Origin of the sequence: Arthrobacter sp. G119Y2 (assembly GCF_038069765.1) — a bacterium.
Taxonomy (GTDB): domain Bacteria; phylum Actinomycetota; class Actinomycetes; order Actinomycetales; family Micrococcaceae; genus Arthrobacter_B.
On record NZ_JBBPFS010000008.1, the window covers coordinates 67,715 to 87,674 of the forward strand.

The 19,960-nt window shown below is 60.8% G+C and carries 14 protein-coding genes and 1 pseudogene; 11 read left to right on the forward strand and 4 right to left on the reverse strand.

Going from position 1 to position 19,960, the window contains the following annotated elements; genetic code table 11:
• Window positions 1-25: 25 nt before the first annotated feature.
• Window positions 26-577, reverse strand: coding sequence for a VOC family protein (locus tag WKB88_RS15935; protein WP_341395533.1), 552 nt, complete (start codon window positions 575-577; stop codon window positions 26-28).
• A gap of 88 nt (window positions 578-665) precedes the next feature.
• Between WKB88_RS15935 and WKB88_RS15940 the strand changes: the two genes are divergently transcribed.
• From WKB88_RS15940 to mmsB, 4 genes are all read left to right on the forward strand, one after another.
• Window positions 666-1,565, forward strand: a complete 900-nt coding sequence (locus WKB88_RS15940; protein WP_341395534.1) for a helix-turn-helix domain-containing protein — start codon at window positions 666-668, stop codon at window positions 1,563-1,565.
• Window positions 1,566-1,825: 260 nt separating this feature from the next.
• Window positions 1,826-2,947, forward strand: a complete 1,122-nt coding sequence (chvE, locus tag WKB88_RS15945) for a multiple monosaccharide ABC transporter substrate-binding protein (RefSeq protein WP_341395535.1) — start codon at window positions 1,826-1,828, stop codon at window positions 2,945-2,947.
• Window positions 2,948-3,025: 78 nt separating this feature from the next.
• Window positions 3,026-4,573: a multiple monosaccharide ABC transporter ATP-binding protein gene (gene mmsA / locus WKB88_RS15950; protein WP_341395536.1), complete on the forward strand. Its 1,548-nt coding sequence runs from the start codon at window positions 3,026-3,028 to the stop codon at window positions 4,571-4,573.
• Window positions 4,570-5,775, forward strand: a complete 1,206-nt coding sequence (gene mmsB / locus WKB88_RS15955; protein WP_445818942.1) for a multiple monosaccharide ABC transporter permease — start codon at window positions 4,570-4,572, stop codon at window positions 5,773-5,775. Before mmsA ends, mmsB begins: the two co-directional genes overlap by 4 nt.
• Here the strand turns inward: mmsB and WKB88_RS15960 are convergent.
• Both WKB88_RS15960 and WKB88_RS15965 read right to left on the reverse strand, forming a co-directional pair.
• Window positions 5,772-6,752: pseudogene (locus WKB88_RS15960) on the reverse strand (IS481 family transposase). The gene mmsB and the pseudogene WKB88_RS15960 overlap by 4 nt on opposite strands.
• A gap of 258 nt (window positions 6,753-7,010) precedes the next feature.
• Window positions 7,011-8,141, reverse strand: coding sequence for a hypothetical protein (locus WKB88_RS15965; protein ID WP_341395537.1), 1,131 nt, complete (start codon window positions 8,139-8,141; stop codon window positions 7,011-7,013).
• Window positions 8,142-9,493: 1,352 nt separating this feature from the next.
• Between WKB88_RS15965 and WKB88_RS15970 the strand changes: the two genes are divergently transcribed.
• The 3 genes from WKB88_RS15970 (at window position 9,494) to WKB88_RS15980 (ending at window position 10,757) form a co-directional block, all read left to right on the forward strand.
• Window positions 9,494-9,916: a VOC family protein gene (locus tag WKB88_RS15970; protein WP_341395538.1), complete on the forward strand. Its 423-nt coding sequence runs from the start codon at window positions 9,494-9,496 to the stop codon at window positions 9,914-9,916.
• 128 nt (window positions 9,917-10,044) lie between these two features.
• A complete protein-coding gene (locus WKB88_RS15975; protein ID WP_341395539.1) occupies window positions 10,045-10,425 on the forward strand; it encodes a YidH family protein in 381 nt (126 codons plus the stop codon).
• 20 nt (window positions 10,426-10,445) lie between these two features.
• Window positions 10,446-10,757 (forward strand): DUF202 domain-containing protein, encoded by a 312-nt coding sequence (locus tag WKB88_RS15980; protein WP_341395540.1) that lies wholly within the window; start codon window positions 10,446-10,448, stop codon window positions 10,755-10,757.
• 198 nt (window positions 10,758-10,955) lie between these two features.
• Here WKB88_RS15980 and WKB88_RS15985 read toward each other — a convergent pair whose 3' ends face one another.
• The gene (locus WKB88_RS15985; protein WP_341395541.1) at window positions 10,956-11,678 is read right to left on the reverse strand and encodes a hypothetical protein; all 723 of its coding nucleotides are present in this window, start codon (window positions 11,676-11,678) and stop codon (window positions 10,956-10,958) included.
• A 453-nt stretch (window positions 11,679-12,131) separates the two neighbouring features.
• On the opposite strand from WKB88_RS15985, the gene WKB88_RS15990 reads away from it, so the two are divergent.
• The 4 genes from WKB88_RS15990 (at window position 12,132) to WKB88_RS16005 (ending at window position 19,959) form a co-directional block, all read left to right on the forward strand.
• A complete protein-coding gene (locus WKB88_RS15990) occupies window positions 12,132-14,081 on the forward strand; it encodes a hypothetical protein (protein ID WP_341395542.1) in 1,950 nt (649 codons plus the stop codon).
• A 97-nt stretch (window positions 14,082-14,178) separates the two neighbouring features.
• A complete protein-coding gene (locus WKB88_RS15995) occupies window positions 14,179-15,747 on the forward strand; it encodes a YcaO-like family protein (protein WP_341395543.1) in 1,569 nt (522 codons plus the stop codon).
• 10 nt (window positions 15,748-15,757) lie between these two features.
• Window positions 15,758-17,314 carry a nitroreductase family protein gene (locus tag WKB88_RS16000; protein WP_341395544.1) on the forward strand — a complete coding sequence of 519 codons (1,557 nt, stop codon included), beginning with the start codon at window positions 15,758-15,760 and terminating at the stop codon, window positions 17,312-17,314.
• Between the two features lie 56 nt (window positions 17,315-17,370).
• Window positions 17,371-19,959 (forward strand): lantibiotic dehydratase, encoded by a 2,589-nt coding sequence (locus WKB88_RS16005; RefSeq protein WP_341395545.1) that lies wholly within the window; start codon window positions 17,371-17,373, stop codon window positions 19,957-19,959.
• Window position 19,960 lies beyond the last annotated feature (1 nt).

Here is a 19,960-nt window from a genome sequence, read left to right on the forward strand (position 1 = left end):
CCGCGACGGGGAGCGTGCCCAGGGCCTACCCCTGCTGCTCCGCCGCCCACTCGGCCACCCGCCGCGCGCTTTCCTCCTCGGACAGATCCTCTACCCGGGTCATGACGGACCAGCGCACCCCGAACGGATCACGGATGCTGGCGAACCGGTCACCGCTGACGAAGGTGGCCAGCGGTTCCCGGACCACGGCGCCTGCCGCTTCGGCGCGGGCGACGACGTCGTCCACACTGGAGCAGTACAGGCCCATGGAATAGCAGTCACCGTCGCCGGCCGGCGGAGGCGCCAGGCCGTAGTCGGGATGGGGTTCGCCAAGCTGCAGCCTCCCGGTGCCGAAGTCCAGATCAGCGTGCACGACGACGCCGCCCATCTCCGTCACATCGACCACCCGGGCACCGAAAACGTCCCGGTAGAACTCGATGGCTTCGCGGGCTCCCGGAACGGCCAGAAACGGTGTGAGACTGGTGGAGCCGTGCGGCAAACCGTTGGTGGTGTGCGCGCCGGTGACGCCCGCAACGGGCGCGGTACCCTGATCCCGGGCTGCAGACTCTGACGTTGTGGTGTTCTCTGAAGTAGTCATGGTGTCAGGCTAGGGAAAAGCCGGCAGCCCGAGCTTGAAGATTCGCGACAAGCACTCCGGATCGCCACCTCCCGGGAAGGAGGAAACCGTGGACGAACGAGGCCTGCTCTATCCGGCACGGCTGCCCGCCTTCCACCGCCTGCTTCCGCCGCACGAGCTGGAAGACCGCGTCCGCTGGTTCTGGATTCCGGAATGGAACCTCGGCGCCGGCGTCGTCTCGCGGCAGGACATCCTGCCGTTCCCCGCCCTGAACCTCGTCATTGGGCCCGAAGGCATCAGCCTTTCCGGTCCGGCCACCCGCAGTTCACACCGGAACCTGCGCGGCAGCGGCTGGGCGGTGGGCGTGCTGCTGCGGCCTGCCGCGGTGCCTGCCTTCACCTCCGATCCGGGCGCCCTGCGCGACGCCGAAGTTCAGTATTTGGCCCCGGACCTGCACGCTGCCGTCCTCGCCGCGATGGGCTCCGAAACAGGAGAGCAAACCGGCGGCGGCGCCAATGACTCCCACGGGAACGGGAACGGGAACGAGAACGAGAACGGGAACGACGACGGCGGAGTCGCCCGCCGCGCCCGCGCCGCCGCCGTCGTCGTGTCCTGGCTCCAGACGAAGATTCCCGTTCCGGTGGCCGAAGCCCGGCTGGCCAACCGACTGGAGGACCTGATCCGCACGGATTCGTCGCTGACCCGGGTGGATCAGGCCGCGGATCGGCTGGGCGTCTCCGTCCGCACCCTGCAGCGGCTGGCCCGGCGCCATGTCGGGCTGCCTCCGCTGGCGATGATTCGCCGCTACCGGTTGCAGGAGGCAGCCGACCGGCTGCGCTCGGACCCCGGCGCCGTCATTGCAGACGTTGCCGCCGACCTGGGCTACGCAGACCATGCCCACCTCGCCGCAGCCTTCCGTGATGTTCTGGGCCTGCCGCCGAGCGGCTACCGCCGGGCAGCGGATCCGGGGACCGGGGGAGCCCCGGCCGCCGAGCAAGCCGAGGGGTAGGCAGAGGCCCGGGCCCGCCAACAGGACCACGCGCACCCAGGGGCCGTTGCGGTTGCAATTAGGTAACTATGCTTGCCTGCCGCCCTCCGCGGTGGGATTGTTGTCCCCGCCTGCAAATCCGGGACGGCCGCTCCGTCCCCGGTGGCGCTACAGCGTTGTACCCGTCCGATCCAGCCCAAGCACTACAGCGTGGCCCCGCCTGCACCCCCGCGACGGACGGCCCAAGACCCAGCAGCAGGCGGATCCTTTTCGAAGGCCCAATGATGACCCGAATCAAGCATGTTCCGACCCTCTTTCTGACCCTCGGGCTCGCAGCCGGGATGTCCGCCTGCGCCCCGGCCGGCTCAAACGATGCCGGCGGCGAAGGCGACGCCGCCGAGTGCAACGTCGGCATTTCCATGCCCACCCGCAGCCTGGAGCGGTGGATCAACGACGGCGAGGGCCTGGAGGAAAAGCTCGAAGCCAAGGGCTGCAGCGTGGACCTGCAGTACGCCGATGACAAGACCGACCAGCAGATCAGCCAGATCCAGAACCAGGTTGCCGGCGGGGCGAAGATCCTCGTGGTCGCGGCCATTGACGGCAAAACCCTCGGCCCCACCCTGGAGAGCGCCAAGGAGCAGGACGTCACCGTCATTGCCTACGACCGCCTGATCAACGGAACCGATGCGGTGGACTACTACGCCACGTTCGACAACTACAAGGTCGGCCAGCTGCAGGGCGAGTTCCTCGAAGAGCAGCTCGGACTGGCCGAGGGCAAGGGCCCGTTCAACCTCGAGCCCTTCGCCGGCAGCCCGGATGACAACAACGCGTCCTTCTTCTTCGGCGGCGCCTGGGACGTGCTGCTTCCCTACGTGGAGAAGGGCCAGCTGGTGGTCCCCTCCGGCAAGTCCCCGGCCAGCAATGACGAATGGACGTCCATCGGCATCCTCGGCTGGCAGTCCGTGGACGCGCAGGCCGAGATGGACAACCGGCTGCAGTCCTTCTACACCGGCGGTGACAAGGTCGACGTCGTGCTCTCGCCCAATGACAGCCTGGCGCTGGGCATCGAAGCCTCGCTGGACGGTGCCGGCTACACGCCCGGAACCGACTGGCCGCTCATCACCGGCCAGGATGCCGACGCCGCCAATGTGAAGGCGCTGCTCACCGACCGCCAGTCGATGACGGTCTGGAAGGACACCCGCGAACTCGGCGCACAGGTTGAAGCCATGATCGATGCGCTCGTGGCCGGGGAGGATCCCGAGGTCAACGACACCGAAACGTACGACAACGGGGTCAAGGTGGTTCCCACCTACATCCTGGATCCGCTCGTGGTCACCAAGGATGACGTGCAGACCACGCTGGTGGACTCGGGCTTCGTCAGCGCCGGCGACGTCGGACTCTAGGCTCACGATCTTCCTTACGGACAAGCGGGGCGCGGCAGGTCCGCGCCCCGCTTGTCCCTGTACCGAAACGAGAACGGCATGAATGACGTCATCCTCTCCATGGACGGGATTGTGAAGGAGTTCAACGGCATCAAAGCGCTCGACGGCGTTTCGGTGGACGTTGAGCGCGGGGGCGTGCACGCGATCTGCGGCGAAAATGGGGCCGGCAAATCCACCCTGATGAAGGTGCTCAGCGGTGTTTACCCGCACGGCAGCTTCGAGGGCACCATCACGCTGGACGGCAAAGCAGTCAGCTACGGATCGATCAATGACAGCGAGCGGGACGGCATCGTGATCATCCACCAGGAGCTGGCGCTGAGCCCGTACCTGTCCATCGCCGAGAACATCTTCCTGGGCAATGAAGTGGCCCGCGGCGGAGTGATCGACTGGAACCGGACCAATCTGGAGGCCGCAGCGCTGCTGGAGCGGGTGGGCCTGGTTGAAAGCCCGGCCACAAAGGTCCTCGAGCTGGGCGTGGGCAAGCAGCAGCTGGTGGAAATTGCCAAGGCGCTGTCCAAGAAGGTGAAGATCCTGATCCTGGACGAGCCCACGGCAGCCCTGAACGACGGCGACTCGGCCCACCTGCTGGGGCTAATCGCCCAGCTCCGCGACCAGGGCATCACTTCGATCATCATTTCCCACAAGCTCAACGAGATCCGGGCCATCGCCGACACGGTCACCGTGATCCGGGACGGCCGCACCATCGAAACCTTCCCGGTCGCCGACACCGACGACATTGAAACCCGCATCATCCGGGCCATGGTGGGCCGGCCGCTGGATTCCCAGTTTCCGCCGCGCGAACCGGACATCGGCGCGGAGAAATTCCGGGTCGAGAACTGGACGGTGTACCACCCGATCGACGTGGACCGCGTCGTCGTGGACAACGCGTCCTTCTCCGTCCGCGCCGGCGAGATTGTCGGCTTTGCGGGGTTGATGGGCGCCGGCCGCACCGAACTGGCGATGAGCATTTTCGGGCGCTCCTACGGCAGCGGCATCTCCGGCACGGTGTACAAGGACGGGAAGGAAATCCGCACCCGGACCGTGGGCGAGGCAATCCGCAACGGCATTGCCTACGTCAGCGAGGACCGCAAACGCTACGGACTGAACCTCATCGGCAGCGTGGTGGTGAACGTTTCGGCCGCTGCCCTGGGGAAACTCGCGCGGCTGGGCATCATCGACCGAAACCGGGAATACGGCGTCGCCGACGACTACCGGCAGCAGATGAACATCAAGACACCCAACGTGTCCTCGCTCGTCGGAAACCTCTCCGGCGGGAACCAGCAGAAAGTCGTGCTCAGCAAATGGATCTATTCCGGTCCCGAAGTGCTGATCCTCGACGAGCCGACGCGGGGCATCGACGTCGGCGCCAAGTTTGAAATCTACGGAATCATCAACGAAATGGCGGCGCAGGGCAAAGCCGTCATTGTCATTTCCAGCGAACTGCCCGAACTGATCGGGCTCGCCGACCGCATCTACACGATCGCCGAAGGCCGGCTCACCGCCGAGGTGCAGCGCGCCGACGCGACACAGGAAGAACTGATGCGGCACATGACCGCAGCCCGACCCCAAGGAGTACAAGCACCGTGACCACCACCACTCCCGAACAGGCGAAGGCACCGCTCCCGCCGCGCCCCACGGCGACGTCGAAAAAACGTCTCCGCGTGGACCTGCGGCAGTACGGCATCCTCGCCGCGCTCGTCGTCATCATCCTGCTCTTCCAAGTCCTCACCGGCGGACGGCTGCTGTATCCGGGCAACGTCTCCAACCTGATCCAGCAGAACGCCTACGTGCTGATCCTGGCCATCGGCATGGTCATGGTGATCATCGCCGGGCACATCGACCTGTCCGTGGGCTCGGTGGTGGCGGTGGTCGGTGCCGTGGCGGCGCTGTCCATGAACAACTGGGGACTGCCCTGGTGGGGCGCCGTTGTCCTCTCGCTCGCCGTCGGCGCCCTGATCGGCGCGTGGCAGGGGTTCTGGGTGGCGTTTGTGGGGATACCTGCCTTTATCGTGACGCTGGCCGGGATGCTGATCTTCCGCGGCGTGGCCCTTGTGCTGCTCACCGGCGGCACGGTCAGCGGCCTGCCCCGGCCGTTCAACGCGATCGGCTCCGGCACCCTGCCCACCACCGGCACACCGGACCTCATCACCCTGGGCATCGGGGCCATTGCCTCGGTGGCGGTCATCATGCAGCAGCTCAAGGCCCGCGCGGACCTGCAGCGCCTGGGCCTGCCGCGTGAGCGGAGCCTGTCCTTCTGGTTCAAGATCGGCATTGCCGTGGTGGCCATCATGTACCTGTGCTACCTGCTGGCGTACAACCGGGGCACTCCGATCATCCTGATTGTCCTGGCGGCGCTGGTGCTGGCGTACTCGTTCCTGCTGACCCGGACCGTTTTCGGCCGGCACATCTACGCCATGGGCGGGAACCTGAACGCGGCCATGATGTCCGGGGTGAAGACGCAGTGGGTGAACTTCTTCATCTTCGTGAACATGGGCTTCCTGGCCGGGCTGGCCGGCGTAGTCAGCACCGCCCGCGCCGGGGGAGCGGTGGCTTCCGCCGGCGGCGGGTTTGAACTGGACGCCATTGCGGCCGTGTTCATCGGCGGAGCGTCGGTGCAGGGCGGCGTGGGGACCGTGATCGGAGCGGTCATCGGCGGACTCGTGATGGGCGTGCTGAACCAGGGCCTGTCCATCCTGTCCGTCGACGCCGCGTGGCAGCAGATCATCAAGGGGCTGGTGCTGCTGGCGGCGGTGGCCTTCGGGTTCAGCCGGCGGCGGAATGCGCGCTAGATGTGACTCTCACGGACGTTATGAACGCGCTCGATAGCTGAGAGGCCCTCGATCCCGGTATGGGGTCGATGATGATTGTAGTGATGAAGCCAGACATCGTAATTAGCGATCCTGGCTTCTTCGCTCTTATAGGGTTTCGCGTACGCCCATTCCGTCGCCAGAGTGCGGTGAACCGCTCAACTTTCCCGTTGGTCTGCGGCCTATACGGCCGGGCGAATTTGTGTTTGATGCCCGGTCCCAAAGCCTGCGCGAAGGCGTTGGAGCGGTAGCAGGAACCGTTATCCGTGAGCACCCGCAGAACGGTGATCCCGTGCCCGTCGAAGAACTCCCGGGCGCGCTGCTAAAACCGGCGGCGGTGTCTTTCTTCTCGTCGGTGTGGATCTCGGAGTAGGCCAGCCGGGAGTAATCATCCACTGCGTGATGGAGGTAGGCATAGCCGGGCCTGCGGTTGGCTTCGGTGCGGGTCTTGTTCCGGGTTCCGGCGGACCGGCCCACCATCCGGTGTCCGCCGCCGTCCGGTACGACCGAATTTCTTGATGTCCACGTGTACCAGGCCCCCGGGGGAAGCGTGTGTTCATACGGATGGGTTTAGGCCAGCGGACCGGCAATCCGGTGGCCTGATCCAGATGCGAAAGCAGGGGCATGCGGTCGCGGCGCAGGACTTTCTCGACGGTGGACCGGGCCAGGTGCAGGTGGTGAGCGATGCGGCGCGGTCCCCATCGCCGGGTGAACGGCAGGGTGACGATCCGTCGCTCGGTCCGAACGGGTGTTTGATACGGCCAGAACAATGGCCACGAGGAAAGATTATGCATCCCCGACGGTCCTCGGGAGCGGTATCTGTCGGCCCATTTCTTCGCTGTTGCCGGCGAGCATCTGAAGCGTTCAGCGGCCCGGCGCAAGGGCCATCCGGACTCGACAACAACTTGTGCCAGGCGCAGTCGTCCGGTTTCGCTCATGGGCGCGTTAGCGTGGGTCACGAGGGTCTCCGTAGGTCGGATGACTGTAGACCCTCGCCTCTATTTAACTTTGCCACGCCGTTCACAACCTGCATAAGATTTACAGCTAGGCAGTGGCTTCCTGGGTAAACTTATCCCCGAAGGTCATTAACTCCTGATGGCGCCGCAAGGGTGTAATTAATCCATGCCCAAGTACTTTGTAAATACTACTCTACACTGCCTTTGCTTTGTGAAAATAAAACTCGCGCAATGATGGCCTGTTGTGACAAGGCGGAACTCCTAATTGGCGAGGGAGGCTACTGCCGGTGTCTGGGCCGCGGAGTGTTTTGGTCCTGTGAGCTCGAAAACCGATTCCCCGGCGAGGCACTTTCCGTTTCGTAGGTCTTGCAAGCATGCCTCATATCGATCAGAGAGTTCGTTGACAACTGAATCTAAAGTGGGGGGAATAGGCGAAGAGGGCTGCGACCAAGAGGCGATAACCTCAAGCACCCGGCCCACGATCTCGACGGATGAGGTATCAATTGTCTCCGCACCATCTATACGGTGGAGACCCGCATGGAGGTTCATGTTCCGAGCCGCGTACATTGCGTTAAGTAGGCCCAATATTCGTTGCTGAGTTCCGACGAGAAATCTCTCAGCTTCGTTCGCGTTGCTAAACAAAGCCCCGGCCCACTCAAGATTCAGCTTGCCTTCAGGGGGAAGCGCTAAGAGAATATTATTCGTCGTCGGCGTCCTATCACTTTGCTGTGTATCAATCAGGATCTCAAGCCATTTATCTGGCTTTCGCAGTAGCAGGTCCCTACTATTTCCTGAGATGTCAGATCCGAGATATGCCTCTAAGCTGGAGGATGCCAGACCAAAAGTTTGTCTTGCGTGGTCGGCTTCCGCTGTAATCCTGATGCACTTAACGCGTTCATGCTCAGCCTTCTCGAGCAGATGGGTTCTGGCGTTCGTCTTCTGGCTGTGAGATAGGAGCCTCTCTGCTTTTCGAGCGTGAACCTCAACCTGTGTTTGAAGCTTCCGGGAGGACTGATGCAGGCTTAGGATTCCACTTACGGTTCGTCTGTAGGAAGCCACAAATTCGGTTCGATAGGCGTGTAGTGCCAAGACCTTTGCGAGTTGTGAATTCTTAGCATTCTCGTGTCCTGCAGCCTCTAGAGTGACCCAGCTAAGTGCCGCTGTCGTCAACTTGCCCGGTCCCGTTCTTACCAATTGCCAGACTCGAAGCGCGGGCAATAATGATGATGACCAGGAGAGGTTCATTGCGGTAGTCTGCTCAAGGTCTCGCGGGCGGAGGTCATGCTCTGTAAACCTCTCGGTGCCCTCGTGGTATGTAGCGATAAACTCGTTCAACCTCGGCTGGAAGGTTCCATGTTGGACGACCAGGGGCGCAAGCACGTCAGCAACCATTTCTCGGGCGAGTAAGGCAGCAGACAGACTGTCGTTCGATTCAACAGATACTTCTAGAGCGATTGGGGAAATCAGCGCGATCCCACGATCGTTATGATTGGCTGAAATCCTATCGAGCATTCCAAGAGCACGTGACTTCGCGTTGCCCCACCGATTGAGTTGTGACGCATTTGGATCAAGCACTGATACATGTGTGCCAAGGCCGGAGATTTTACGAGTACCCTCCAAAGCTAGTAAGCAACGGTAAGGCTCCGGGGTTGGCCAAAGTACAGCAATCATTGCTTCGGATCTGGGTAGGACTGATGCGGACGATAGAAGCTGCATCAAGCGCCCCATGACATTCGTTATGCTTTGGCGTGTCGCGAGTAACTCCACGGCCGCTTCATGTGCCCATATTCTTTGGTGCTCAATGCTGCCATGCTGGCCCTCCCAGCCAGCCATGAACACCTCGAGCAGATGGGCCCGGCCCGAGGCAGTATCGTGAGTTGGTGAAGGGTTGTGGCATTGGAGGTCCGGCGATGCGGCCAGCGTTTCTAGACGCAGGGACCACCGGCTAGCAATTGAATCAGGCGGCAAAGTATCAGCAATCCTTTTGGTGATATATGCAGCATCGCGAAGTGAATCTATCGCGCGGGCTTTCCGGGGTTGATTTACCGAGAAATGGGATGCCCGAATCGCATCGGCCCACATTGTGTGGCGCATCGCTCCCCCTGTGAACTGAACCACCCCTTCGAGGACGCTTGAAGAGTAAAGCGGGGCTAAAACAGATCGGATAAACGCCGCTGCACGATCGCTCGCCTGCAAACGTTGTAATTGTTGGAGGAGTTCATTTCCTACCCCTGGTCGTTTTGACATTTCTCCCCTTTCCTTGATCCTAGTGAAATACTACGGCACGGGTCAGAGGACGTCCTTAGTGTGCCAACAGGAGTGAGCTGACGACCTGCGGCTTCCATGAATTGAGTGGGGACTGGCCGGGGCGCGCATAGGATTGGTATTGCGGAAACCAGCGCTCCGATGGTGCAAAGCTCCATCTACTGGTCATTGCGTAGGCCCGAGGGTACTCGCGAGATCATGCCCGACGTGCGAGCAACCCAATGTAGGGGCGGTCTCGTCGCGAACGGGGCTGCCGTATGAGAAGTCTCAGAACTAGTTCCCCAATATGCGATTCTGTCGGAGGTGCAAGTCGTGATGCCGGGTGCTGGACGACGAATAGCGAGCATCGCGATCTACGAGGCGAAATCTGATCTACAAGGCGGAATCAATGGAGGCGTCTTCCTCACCGCCTGTGCCAACGTTTAATCTGGCAGCGTAGCTGCAACTACTGCCATCCCACGGAATACAAGGAGACCGCTATGGCCACCACCATGAACCCTTACCTCAGCTTCCGGGACAACGCCCGGGAGGCCATGGCTTTTTACCAGAGCGTCTTCGGCGGAACCCTGGAGAGCAGCACGTTCGCGGACATGGGCATGGCCGAGGACCCCTCCGAGGCGAACAAGATCATGCATTCCGCCCTGACGACCGACAACGGGCTGGTGCTCATGGCCTCGGACACCCCCAGCAACGTGAATCTGGATGAGGGCAGCGGCTACTCCATCTCGCTGAGCGGGGACGACGGCGAGCAGCTGCGCGGCTACTGGGACAAACTGCTCGACGGCGGTCAGATGACCCTGCCGCTGGAAAAGGCACCCTGGGGTGATCTGTTCGGCATGCTGACCGATAGGTTCGGCACCAGCTGGATGATCAGTATCGAGACGGAGGAATCCGAAGGTTAAGTTTCCGACTGCCCGGGAAAACTGATCAAATCGGCCATCTCCAACCGTTGTGTTGGGGGGAACGGGGGAGACTCGTCCTCCCTGGCCCCACCGGCATACGATGGGCGGAGACCCCTGGCAGGAGAGCAATGACCGAGCAGGACCATGAACGCGGCTGGCTGACCCGCAAGGTGCTCCCCGGCGGCACAGAACCGGACCCCAGGTTCACACTGGCCAATGAACGGACCTTCCTCGCTTGGATTCGCACCTCGCTGGGCTTCCTCGCCGGCGGGCTGGCGCTGGAGGCGTTCGCCGTCGAGGCCTTTCCCGAACTCCTGCGCAAGGTCCTGGCCGTAACCCTGGTGGCTACCGGAATGCTGATCAGTGCCGGTGCCGCAGTGCGGTGGATTTCCGTGGAATCGAGTATGCGGCACGGAAGACCGTTGCCTGTACCCCTCATCGTCCCGCTCCTGGGGCTGGTCGGGGCGGCGACGGCAGCGGTTGTAGCCATTTTGGTTTTCTTGGACTGATGCGCAGGCGACCTGTCCCTGTGCATCAGGATCCCGGGCTGCAGCCCGAACGCACCACGCTGGCCTGGGGCCGGACCGTGATGGCGCTCTTCACCGCCGCGCTCATTTTTCTGCGCTGGCTTCCGCACTACGGTCTGTGGGTTCTCGTTCTCATCACGGTGACAGGCTCCCTCGCCGTCGGCATCTACCTTACCCAGCGCCGCCGTTACTCCTCGCGGGTCACCGGCATCGCGGCCGAACGCTTTCCTGCTGATGTGCACGCTGTTCTGTGGACAAGCTGTGCGGTCCTGCTGACGGGAGCAATGGGCCTGATCCTACTGATCACGGTCTAGGTGTACCCGGCGGGCCTGCTGCTACTTGAGGCTGCCGAGCGAAAGCCCGCCCTGCCGGCGTTCAGGCCCACCGTGACGGGAAGCAGCGTCTGGTCCGCTGGGGCGGGCGAAGAGGGCAGCGCGGGCAGCAAAAGACCCCCGGCGCGGAGATGTCTGGTGCGCTGGGCGCACCATCTCCGGTCCGGGGGTCAGTGGGTATTACGCCTGGTAGCCGCCAAATTTCTGCGCCTGCCGGTAGGCCTTCTTCCGTGCGAAATACTCGCCGGAGGGCTTCATGTACAGCAGGACGATCGCGGCAATGGTTGCCACAACTGCTGCGAGGGTCAGGACGCCGACCACCGGTCCGGTCACAAACAGACCGATCAGCGAGAAGAGCGAGAGCACAGCGAAGACCGTGATGACGATCCGTGCCCAGTTGAAGCCCGCCCGAACGAGGAAGGCAAGCCCCACCCTGACAGCCAGTCCGATGATGCCGGACACTACCGAGGTAGCCGAGCTGCTCGCGATGGCGGCGGACAGGGAAGCTGAGTCAACTTCCAGCCCCAAGTCCCGGCTGACCGTCTCCAGATACTCGAGGTACTCCGGGGAGTTCATGTAGGCAATGGCGATTGGCAGCGAGATCAATCCCAGAACGGCGCTGGCGATCAGGAACCAGAATGCCAGGTTGACCTGCTTGGGGCGGGCCGGCTCCTCGGCGGGAACCATCTGGCCGTACGGGCTGCCCGGGTATGCGTAGCCCTGCGGCTGGCCGGTCTGGCCCGCGTAGCCGGGGCCGCCCTGGGGGCCGGGGTAGGGATGTCCGGCCGGAGGGCCGGGGTTAGGGCTTCCGCTCTGAGGCCCACCCTGCGGAGCCTGCTGGCCCGGACCCTGCGGCGCATTCCACGGTCCGGGATTGTTGTTCGGCTGATTCGGTTCACTCACTTGGATGATCCCCCTGTTGATGACTTTCGCCTTGCTGGCATTACGTTGTGGTGCCCTCGGCGGGCCCACGATTGATGTAGCGCCAGCCTAGCCGGGTCGAAGGGGAGGATCATTTAACAGTACGTCGGATTTGCCGTGTCGGGATACTCAACCCCAGACCAAGGGTATGGTTTCTACGCTTCGATCTGCCCTAAGGGCCGAGATGCTGTTGTCTCTAGTGATTGGTCATGGTTTACGTTCGTGTATCAACGAGCCCCTAAAGCTTGTGGGTCCGGGTAGCCGCATTCATGGCCGCTCACCCGGTGTAATTCGCATGCTGTCTGAGCGCAGTAAACGTCAGAATCTACGCGTAATCCGCACGTTGCTGCTGGACCAAATTAGGCCTTCCGTGAACCGTGCATCGTGTGTATAGTTCCATGCAGATGATTCCAAAGGGGTGGAGATAATCCATTCGTGATGGTAATCGTGAAATCAAGTATTTGGGGGAATACATTGGCATCGTCTTCAGAGGCGCGCGCATATTTAAGGCGAGACACTTTCTATTCGGAGACGAATTCCGGTCTTCTGCTTTCGTCACCCGGGCCGTCTCTTGAGCTCTCGGGACGAGGAGCCTATCAGCTGTTCGAACGGCTTGTTCCTTTCCTGGATGGAACTGTCAGCAGAGGAGAGCTTCAGGCTGCCATAGGCGCATCGCGGTGGCCCACTGTAGAGGGTCTATTGGGTCCGCTCACGGAAAAGGGCTTTTTGCGCTGGATCTCGCAGACCGATATCGACAAGGTAGACGCCAGAGACCGGACCGAATATGCCGAACAAATAGCCTTCCTTGCCCAATATTCGGACACTCCGCATGCCGATTTCGCTCGTTTTAGAGAGACCTCGGTCCATCTGATCGGGCTATCAGCCCTTACCGAGACCATAGCCCGCAATCTCCTGGCTAACGGCCACAATAACGTGCACCTGATCACTGATCCCGTTTCGGCAGCCTCGCGCGCGCTGCCCGCAGGTCTCCGCATCGAGACGGAACTGGGTCTCAGCCCAGCTCATCACATCATCGTGAGCCCGACAGCTGAAGCCTTAGCCTGGTTTCAGGCACAAGAACGTGCACACCCTGAACGCTTTCTGGTAATCGTTCCGGACGGCGACACTCTTTGGGCCCTGCCACATACCTGGGGCATACCAAATCAGGCGAACCCTAACTGCTCTGATGCCGTGACAGCCCTTCAGCGTGCGGGCCGTATGACAGACCTTGAGGACTGTCTGCTGGCAGCTGACCAAGGGCTCGACCCGCTTACCGGACGTGCAGCCACGGTCCAGGTCCAGCGCATGCTCGGAGCTCTGCTGTCTTATGAGGCGTTCAAAGGACTTACAGGCGCAGTCGAGGCTGAAACGAGTCAGGGTGCCATCGCTCTGAACGTCGTTACCGGAGAGACCACGGCCCACCGCGTACTGCCCTCAGAAGAGCGAAGCCCAGCAACCGTAAGCCCCGCCGACGTCGTGCCGGCGCCCGCGGTACTGTCACCGGCGCTCAGCGACTCACGAGCAAGCGAATACCCCGGTTGGCGGAATTTGACCGGTGACGTGACGATGCCTGCGACTGGGTTTGATGATGCTGAATTGAAGCAATTACCGCTCAAAGTAGCCGTAGTATCCACAACGGCGGGAGGCAAACGGACCGGTGCAAGTTTGTGGACGTTAGCGGATGCCCGTATCGATGCGATTGCCAAGGTGTATGAGGACATTGTTGCGAGACTCGAACCCGATAACGTCGTTGCGACGTTGCGGAACGAGTCAGGGCGTGAGTATCAGATCCTCACTGAATCGTTTCTGCGACCGTCGCGTGCCTATGCTGCAGGCGCTCCTGCGGGGAGCAACTCCGCAGTTGGTATTGGCCTCACCGCTGAGGACGCTGCCCGCCGGGCAATTGACAAAGCCGCCGTTAAATACCGTGTCGACGCGTATGCGCAGGCTCCAAACGGTGTTCAGTTTTCTCTTAGTCCGGGGGACTCTGTAACCGATTTCCTGCTCGACATATTGCCGTCGAAAGCCTCGCTTACATTCATTGACTTGGGTCAAGCCGCCGGAATCTCTGTTGTAGCAGCAATCTGGAAGGAAAACGGAGGAAGCGTGCAGTGGCATGCAGCCGCCGGGGGCTCACGGTCCGCAGCCGCTGCCGCGGCCGCCATCGAATTATTGTCCTTGAAACAGCTGCCTCAAGGGACAAAAACCGAATCGATGCTGGCTTGGCCGGATATCGACGTGCTTGCATTGCTGCAAGACCAAAGGACAGATGGCGCATCGGGCGCCGATGTTCCAAGCCAATCGAGCGAGGCTTATCTGGGAATAATCAGGTCTGATGCACTGGCTGGCTGCGGCCTAGAAGCCGTCGTTGCGGCAATCCACTGATAGGAAACAGACAATGCTGCAGGCGGATTCTGATCGGTACGTAGTCTTGCCCAAACGGGGAGAATGCCCGGAGTGTGCCACGGCCCGGGTCCGTGACATGGACAATTTTCATTTGCGTTCTCCTGCTTCTAAGCGACGGGCGTCCCATCCTGAAGCGCGACATCCCTTCTTGGGTGCCTATGTGGATGCTTTCGCTCCAGGCCATGACTCCGGTCAATCGGTCGCTATTGGGCGCCACGATTTGGGAATCTATCGCTTGAATTTTGTGTGCCGCGCCCATTGCAAAAACCTGGCTGCACATCGGGAGGTAATTGAACCCGCAGAGACCACTCCAAGTGAATACCGGACCAAGCCGATCGCTTCCTACTTCCGCAGCGGGGATCTTAAAGACCTTTCCAACCCTGTTGCCGGTGTCCTTTCGGCCACGACGACGGAGGACGCGACTTCCCTGATTACTGCCAAAGTGTCTGGTTTTTTCGTTCAGTACGGAGAAGAGTCTCATTACATCCGGGCGTGGGGAGGCCATTGCGATACGTCATCGCTCTCGATGCATGTCGGACTGGTGGAGGGTATCGAACGCATATGTTGCGCCGACCCCGATCCGGATGAGGTTCTGAAGATGGTTCCCGAAGGTGTCCGGACAGTCACCCCGTCAGATTTCGGTTTAGATCCGGATCACTGGCCTTTGCCAAACCCGGTGATTGGAGCCTGGACACTGGGCGTTGATCTCTCCAACAACAACCAGGTTGCTTTACCAACGCGCACTGTTTATTTTGAAGCCCGTATCGATGAGCCTGTGTATGTCCAGGATTCTTCCAACGGGTGTGCAGTGGGTGGAACGGACGCAGAAGCACAGCTTTACGGGCTTCTCGAGGTTATCGAACGTGACGCGTTCCTACTAGCGTGGTATGGCAACCTGCCGCTTCCCGTGATTGACCAAACGACAATCTGCGATGCGGAGTCTCTCGACTATCTGCGTCGCCTCCGCTTGGTTGGGCGCAATATCCGCTTTTTGGATGCCACGGTCGGTATCTCCGTGCCGACGGTGATAGTGGTGTGCGACACTCCCTCCGGGGGAGTTTGTCTGGGGGCCGGCTCGCATCCGAGCCCTGAACGCGCCCTGCGTTCCGCTCTCGTCGAGGCAGCCTCCGACTTCCAGGTCGTTGAGGAGCACGCAGATCAACGTCGTACTGAATTGCAGGCTATGCTTGCGGACCCTTTTCTCGTACGCACGGTGGAGGATCATGCGGATCTGTTTGGGTTGCCCGAGGCACGTGCTTGGTTGACAGGGTGGGCTGCCGCTGAGTCTCCTGCACCCACACCTGTAGGAGACATAGGACAGCCCCCCGTTTCATTAGCCTCTTTGGCTCGCCGAGATGATGCGGGGGACTCTGTTGAGTCGGACCTGGAAGACACGGTCAGGCGAATCGAGGAGGCGGGTTTTTCACCCATCGCCGTGAATGTGGCGTCAACGCTTTCTCGCAGACACGGATTCTCTTGTTTCAAGGCTGTGGTGCCGGGCCTCTTGCCGCTTGACTTCGGATGGGGCCGACAGCGCGCCCTAAAAATGGAGCGGCTGGCTAAACGGAGCAGAGAGTACCTCGAAGAACACGGTTACGATTCCGGATCCTACTTTCCCCATGTCTTTCCCCACCCTTTCCCGTAAAGGAGCTCCCTTGCAACTGCTCCAGCCCTGGTCCGATGTCCCCGAGAAGGAAGCGGCTTACCGCTACGCGGACCTCATCCTCAACCGCGTTCGCTCCGGCTTACCCAATGACAAGTGGGAGGTGGACTGGGCTACCGCGCCCCTCGTCTTTAGTGCCTACCGGGACGTAGCCTTCCGGCCAGTTGCTCCGTCGTCCCCGGGCGCTGGCCTTTTTGCGCCATGTCCGCAGCCCAACTTGCAAACCTTGACTGATGTATGCCACGTCGCATACGGCATCAGCAGCCTCCGATTGAGCGTCAATCTCAATGATCGACCGGAAGTCCATTCTCACGTGTCCAGTGTGAAGTGGGGCCGCGGGTCTGCATCCGGAGGAGGCCGGTACTGCGTTGACGTCTATTTGGTGCAAGGTACTGGGGGAGATTTGGCAGCGGGCCTCTACCACTATTCCGTCATTGCCAATGGATGGGAGCAACTTAGTAGTCAGGACTGCACGGATGAATTGCGCCGGGCGCAGGGTTACCCTTTCGTCGCTGGAAGCTATCTCTGTTACACGATCAACTATTGGCGTTCGGCATTCAAATACAACGACTTCGCCTACCAAGCAACCTCAATGGATATCGGTACGTACTTTGGTGCAATACACGAGGTTTTAGGCGAGGGTGTTGCGGCAACTTGGGACATGGAAGTTGATGAAACGGCCATAGCCCGAATTCTGGGTCTGAACCCCCTTCACGACGGCATATATGCAGTCCAGGCTTGGGACGAAGTGGCATCGGAACCCCTTTTGGCAAGCAGTCAGGTAGCAGAGAATGCCAGTTCCCACCGGCCTCCTGCCCTCCCGAAGGATCGGGAGGCTGTGGACTTCCCGACCACACAGGCGCTCCAGCGTGACATGGCACTCGAGGAACCGGATTATTCCGCTCGTACATCACTTTGTGCCGTGGACCTTACGAAGGTCGCCATTAACCGGACCGAGCGCTGGCGGGCGCTCACGGGACGAGAAACAAGTTTTGGCCGGTTCGATGGCACATCAATTTCTGAGGCAGAGCTGGGTATCCTGCTTGCCCGAGCTCACGAGGCCGCGAGGTCCTTGACCGCCGGTTCACCCTATCGCCCCGCCCTGCAGTTCCTGGTCTATGTAAATAAGGTCGAAGGATATGCCCCTGGCCTTTATCTTCAGAAAGACGACAGCGGTATGCAGCTCATTGATGAGGGGGATCAGACTCAGTTCTTGGAGGGAACGTTCTTCCTACATAATTACATTGCCCGCTTGGCTTCCTGCACCGTCATACTTTGCAGCGAGGTAACCGCCGCCGCGGAAGAGCATGGCGTCCGGGGCTACCGACTCACCAACGCGATGGTTGGTGCCGCTTGTCAAAGCATGCTGACGGAAGCCAGCGCAATCGGTGTAGGCACGGGTACCGTGTTGGGCTTTGACGCTGCTGCCCATGCCGATCATGCCGGCATGGACACCGGCGAGTCGGCGCCCATGCTCATGATCATGCTAGGCAGGGACGCGCCCAGCGGCAGAGTGCGCGCCGAGCTATGTGCGGGGGGCTCGGTATGAGATTCCCGGTGGCAGTATTCGATAGGTACTGGCAGCTGCGCGTAGGCGGTGTCCCCGTGACAGCATTATCTGAGCTCAACGATCCGTCTGCGCGCAAGGATTATGAAGGCTACTGGTCCGCTCTTGGTAATCTGCGGCGAGGGCGGAGCGAGATTAGTGATTCAGTATTCAGTTTGATCGCCGCTCGTCGCGGCGGCGGCCAAGATACAAAACAACTGGTCGCTCTTCGTCGAAGCCTCTACAAACTTGATGCTGCCGCAGTTGCGGCTCACCTGAGTGCTCTGAGCGATGATGACCGAAACGACGTAGCAGGTGTATGGGGGGCGGCCGCCAATGATGTTGGTGTCTGGTTGGCCTTCGAATCTGTCTTGTCGAACTCCTTTGAGGACTTACTAGGTTCACAACGGGCCCGTCTGGTCCGTCTGGCAGAGGAGCCTGAATTCCAACGAGGGTTGGCTGTGTCTGCCCCGGACTTATTCGAGGCGGCAGAGCGATACGGCCGCGGTGTGCATGCGGGTGACGTTGTGGACAAGCGGGGAAAACGTGCCGAGCGCTCCATGATCGCATACTTACTGCGCGCTGCTGCGAAGACAACTCCTTTTTCCACTTTGGGGGCTGTTGCCTTTCCCGGGAGCAACGCTGCCAAAATCAGCCGCACACGTTCTCGATGGAATGTATATCCACTCGCCCGTGTCCTTTCGGCGGTCGCGAATGACCATTCACTCATGCGGGGTTTCATCGTGCGCTTGAGCCCCTATACCCGCGAGGCGGAGGGTGTGAGGACAGTTGACCGGGCGGTGTGGACTTTTAAGGATGTTGAAACCAGAGACGACTACGCGGCCTGTGTCGAATCCGACGTCGAGCTGCGCTCCGATGCTGTTATGAAACTGGTGGCAGAACTGTTGGGCGCAGGAGAGGCCACCTGGGGTGAACTGGTGGATGACGTAGTGAAGGCGGGTGCGTTGAGCCGTGAGCGGGCCGGGGATCTCGTCGCAGGCCTTGCACGCCTGGGTGCCATCGTGACACCCGCACGAGAAATCGATGCTTTTGATTCCGCCGGTTTCGACCACGCTTTGGGCCAGCTTGCCTCAGGTTCGGAACAGGGGTCGCGGCTAGCAGATGAGTTGCACCGGTATCGGTCCTTGGCTGCGTCACTTGCGGGTCAGACAGATCCCAGGGCAAGGGCCGCACTCGTGCGATCGCTGCGCAGCCTGGTGGAGGAAACCTACGCAGCCGCGGGCATTGATGCTCCGGCACCGCGCTCGGTTGTTTATGAGGATCTCATCGTTCCCGCAACCGATCCGGGGCTAGTCGACAAGATGCTGTTATCTTCTTACGGAGCCGGAGACCTGGTCTCATTCATCGATCTCTTGGATACCCTACACAGCAAGAGGGCTCTTTTAAACGGCTATTTTCTCCATATGGTTGAGGCCGGGAAGCCCGTGGATAACGTCGCGGAAGTTCTTCGCGGCTTTCACACAGAATTGTTGAACTCCTACGAGGCCTACGCAGTTGACCGCGTTCCGACTGCAGACCTCAGTGAAGATCCTTGGCTGAGGTGGGGCGGTGCGTGGCGTTGGGAGGAATCCCGACGCGGTCTAATCGAAGACCTTAGGTCGCTTCAGCACTCCACTACGCTTGACGCCGCTGATCTTACCCAGATCCTTGCAGGCGCACCTGTCGATCTGTCGATCGAGCTGCGGACGCGTTTGGACCACGCCCCAACCATCCGGGCGCCCTTTCGTCACCTGAATCTGCTCCTGCAACGATCCGGTGCCCCGGGCAGCCCTACAGTGCTCAATGACTGCTTCGGCGGCGTAGGGTTCCATGTCTCTCGGTTCTCCCACGCGATTGACACATCAGCCAGGGAGCTGACCGAGGACATAGAACATAAAGCTGCGGAGCGCAACGTGAGTTTGGTCGAGATCACCGGGGGCAGCGTCTTCTCGAACCTGAATCTTCATCAACCCGTGCTAAGCCGCCGTTTGCGGGTGCCCGGGGACCCGCTGCGCCCCGCACCTAATGACGTTTACCTCGAGGATCTGGAGTTGAAATGGGATGAAAAGCGCCAGTGTGTGACCCTCAATAACCGATCGTCGGGGGACCTGGTGCACCCGGAATACTCCGGTTATCTGGTGAGTGCCGCCACACCGAGGCTTCACCAGTCACTTTCACTTCTCACCCCGGGGGGTAATCTCAGCCACAAGCCTGCTGACCTGCTGAAAGAGGTACCGGAATCCGGACGGATAATCGTCCGCCCACGCATGGTGCTCGGGGGAATGGTGGTGGTGAGGGCCGCCGTGCTAATGCGTGCCTCTGATCTCCCTCTCGCAGATCCACTGACCTCTGATGGGTTTCTCGCATGGTCGCGCTTCTGGGCGGTACATGGGGTGCCGGCCCGGGCATATTTGCGGGTATTGGAAGGCGGAAGCGGGAGCCGGGCAAAACCTTTCTATTTCGACGCTTCTCTGGCTCTCTGCGTTGCCAACCTTCGAAGCCAACTCCGTTTAGCTGATGCAGAAGCCGTCGTGGAAATCACCGAGCTGCTGCCCGATCCGGAGGAGTCGGCAGGTGTTCTGGACAGCACGCAGAGGGTAACCGAGGCCATGGTGGGAATATCGCTCAGCGAAGAAGAGGAGGGTTAGA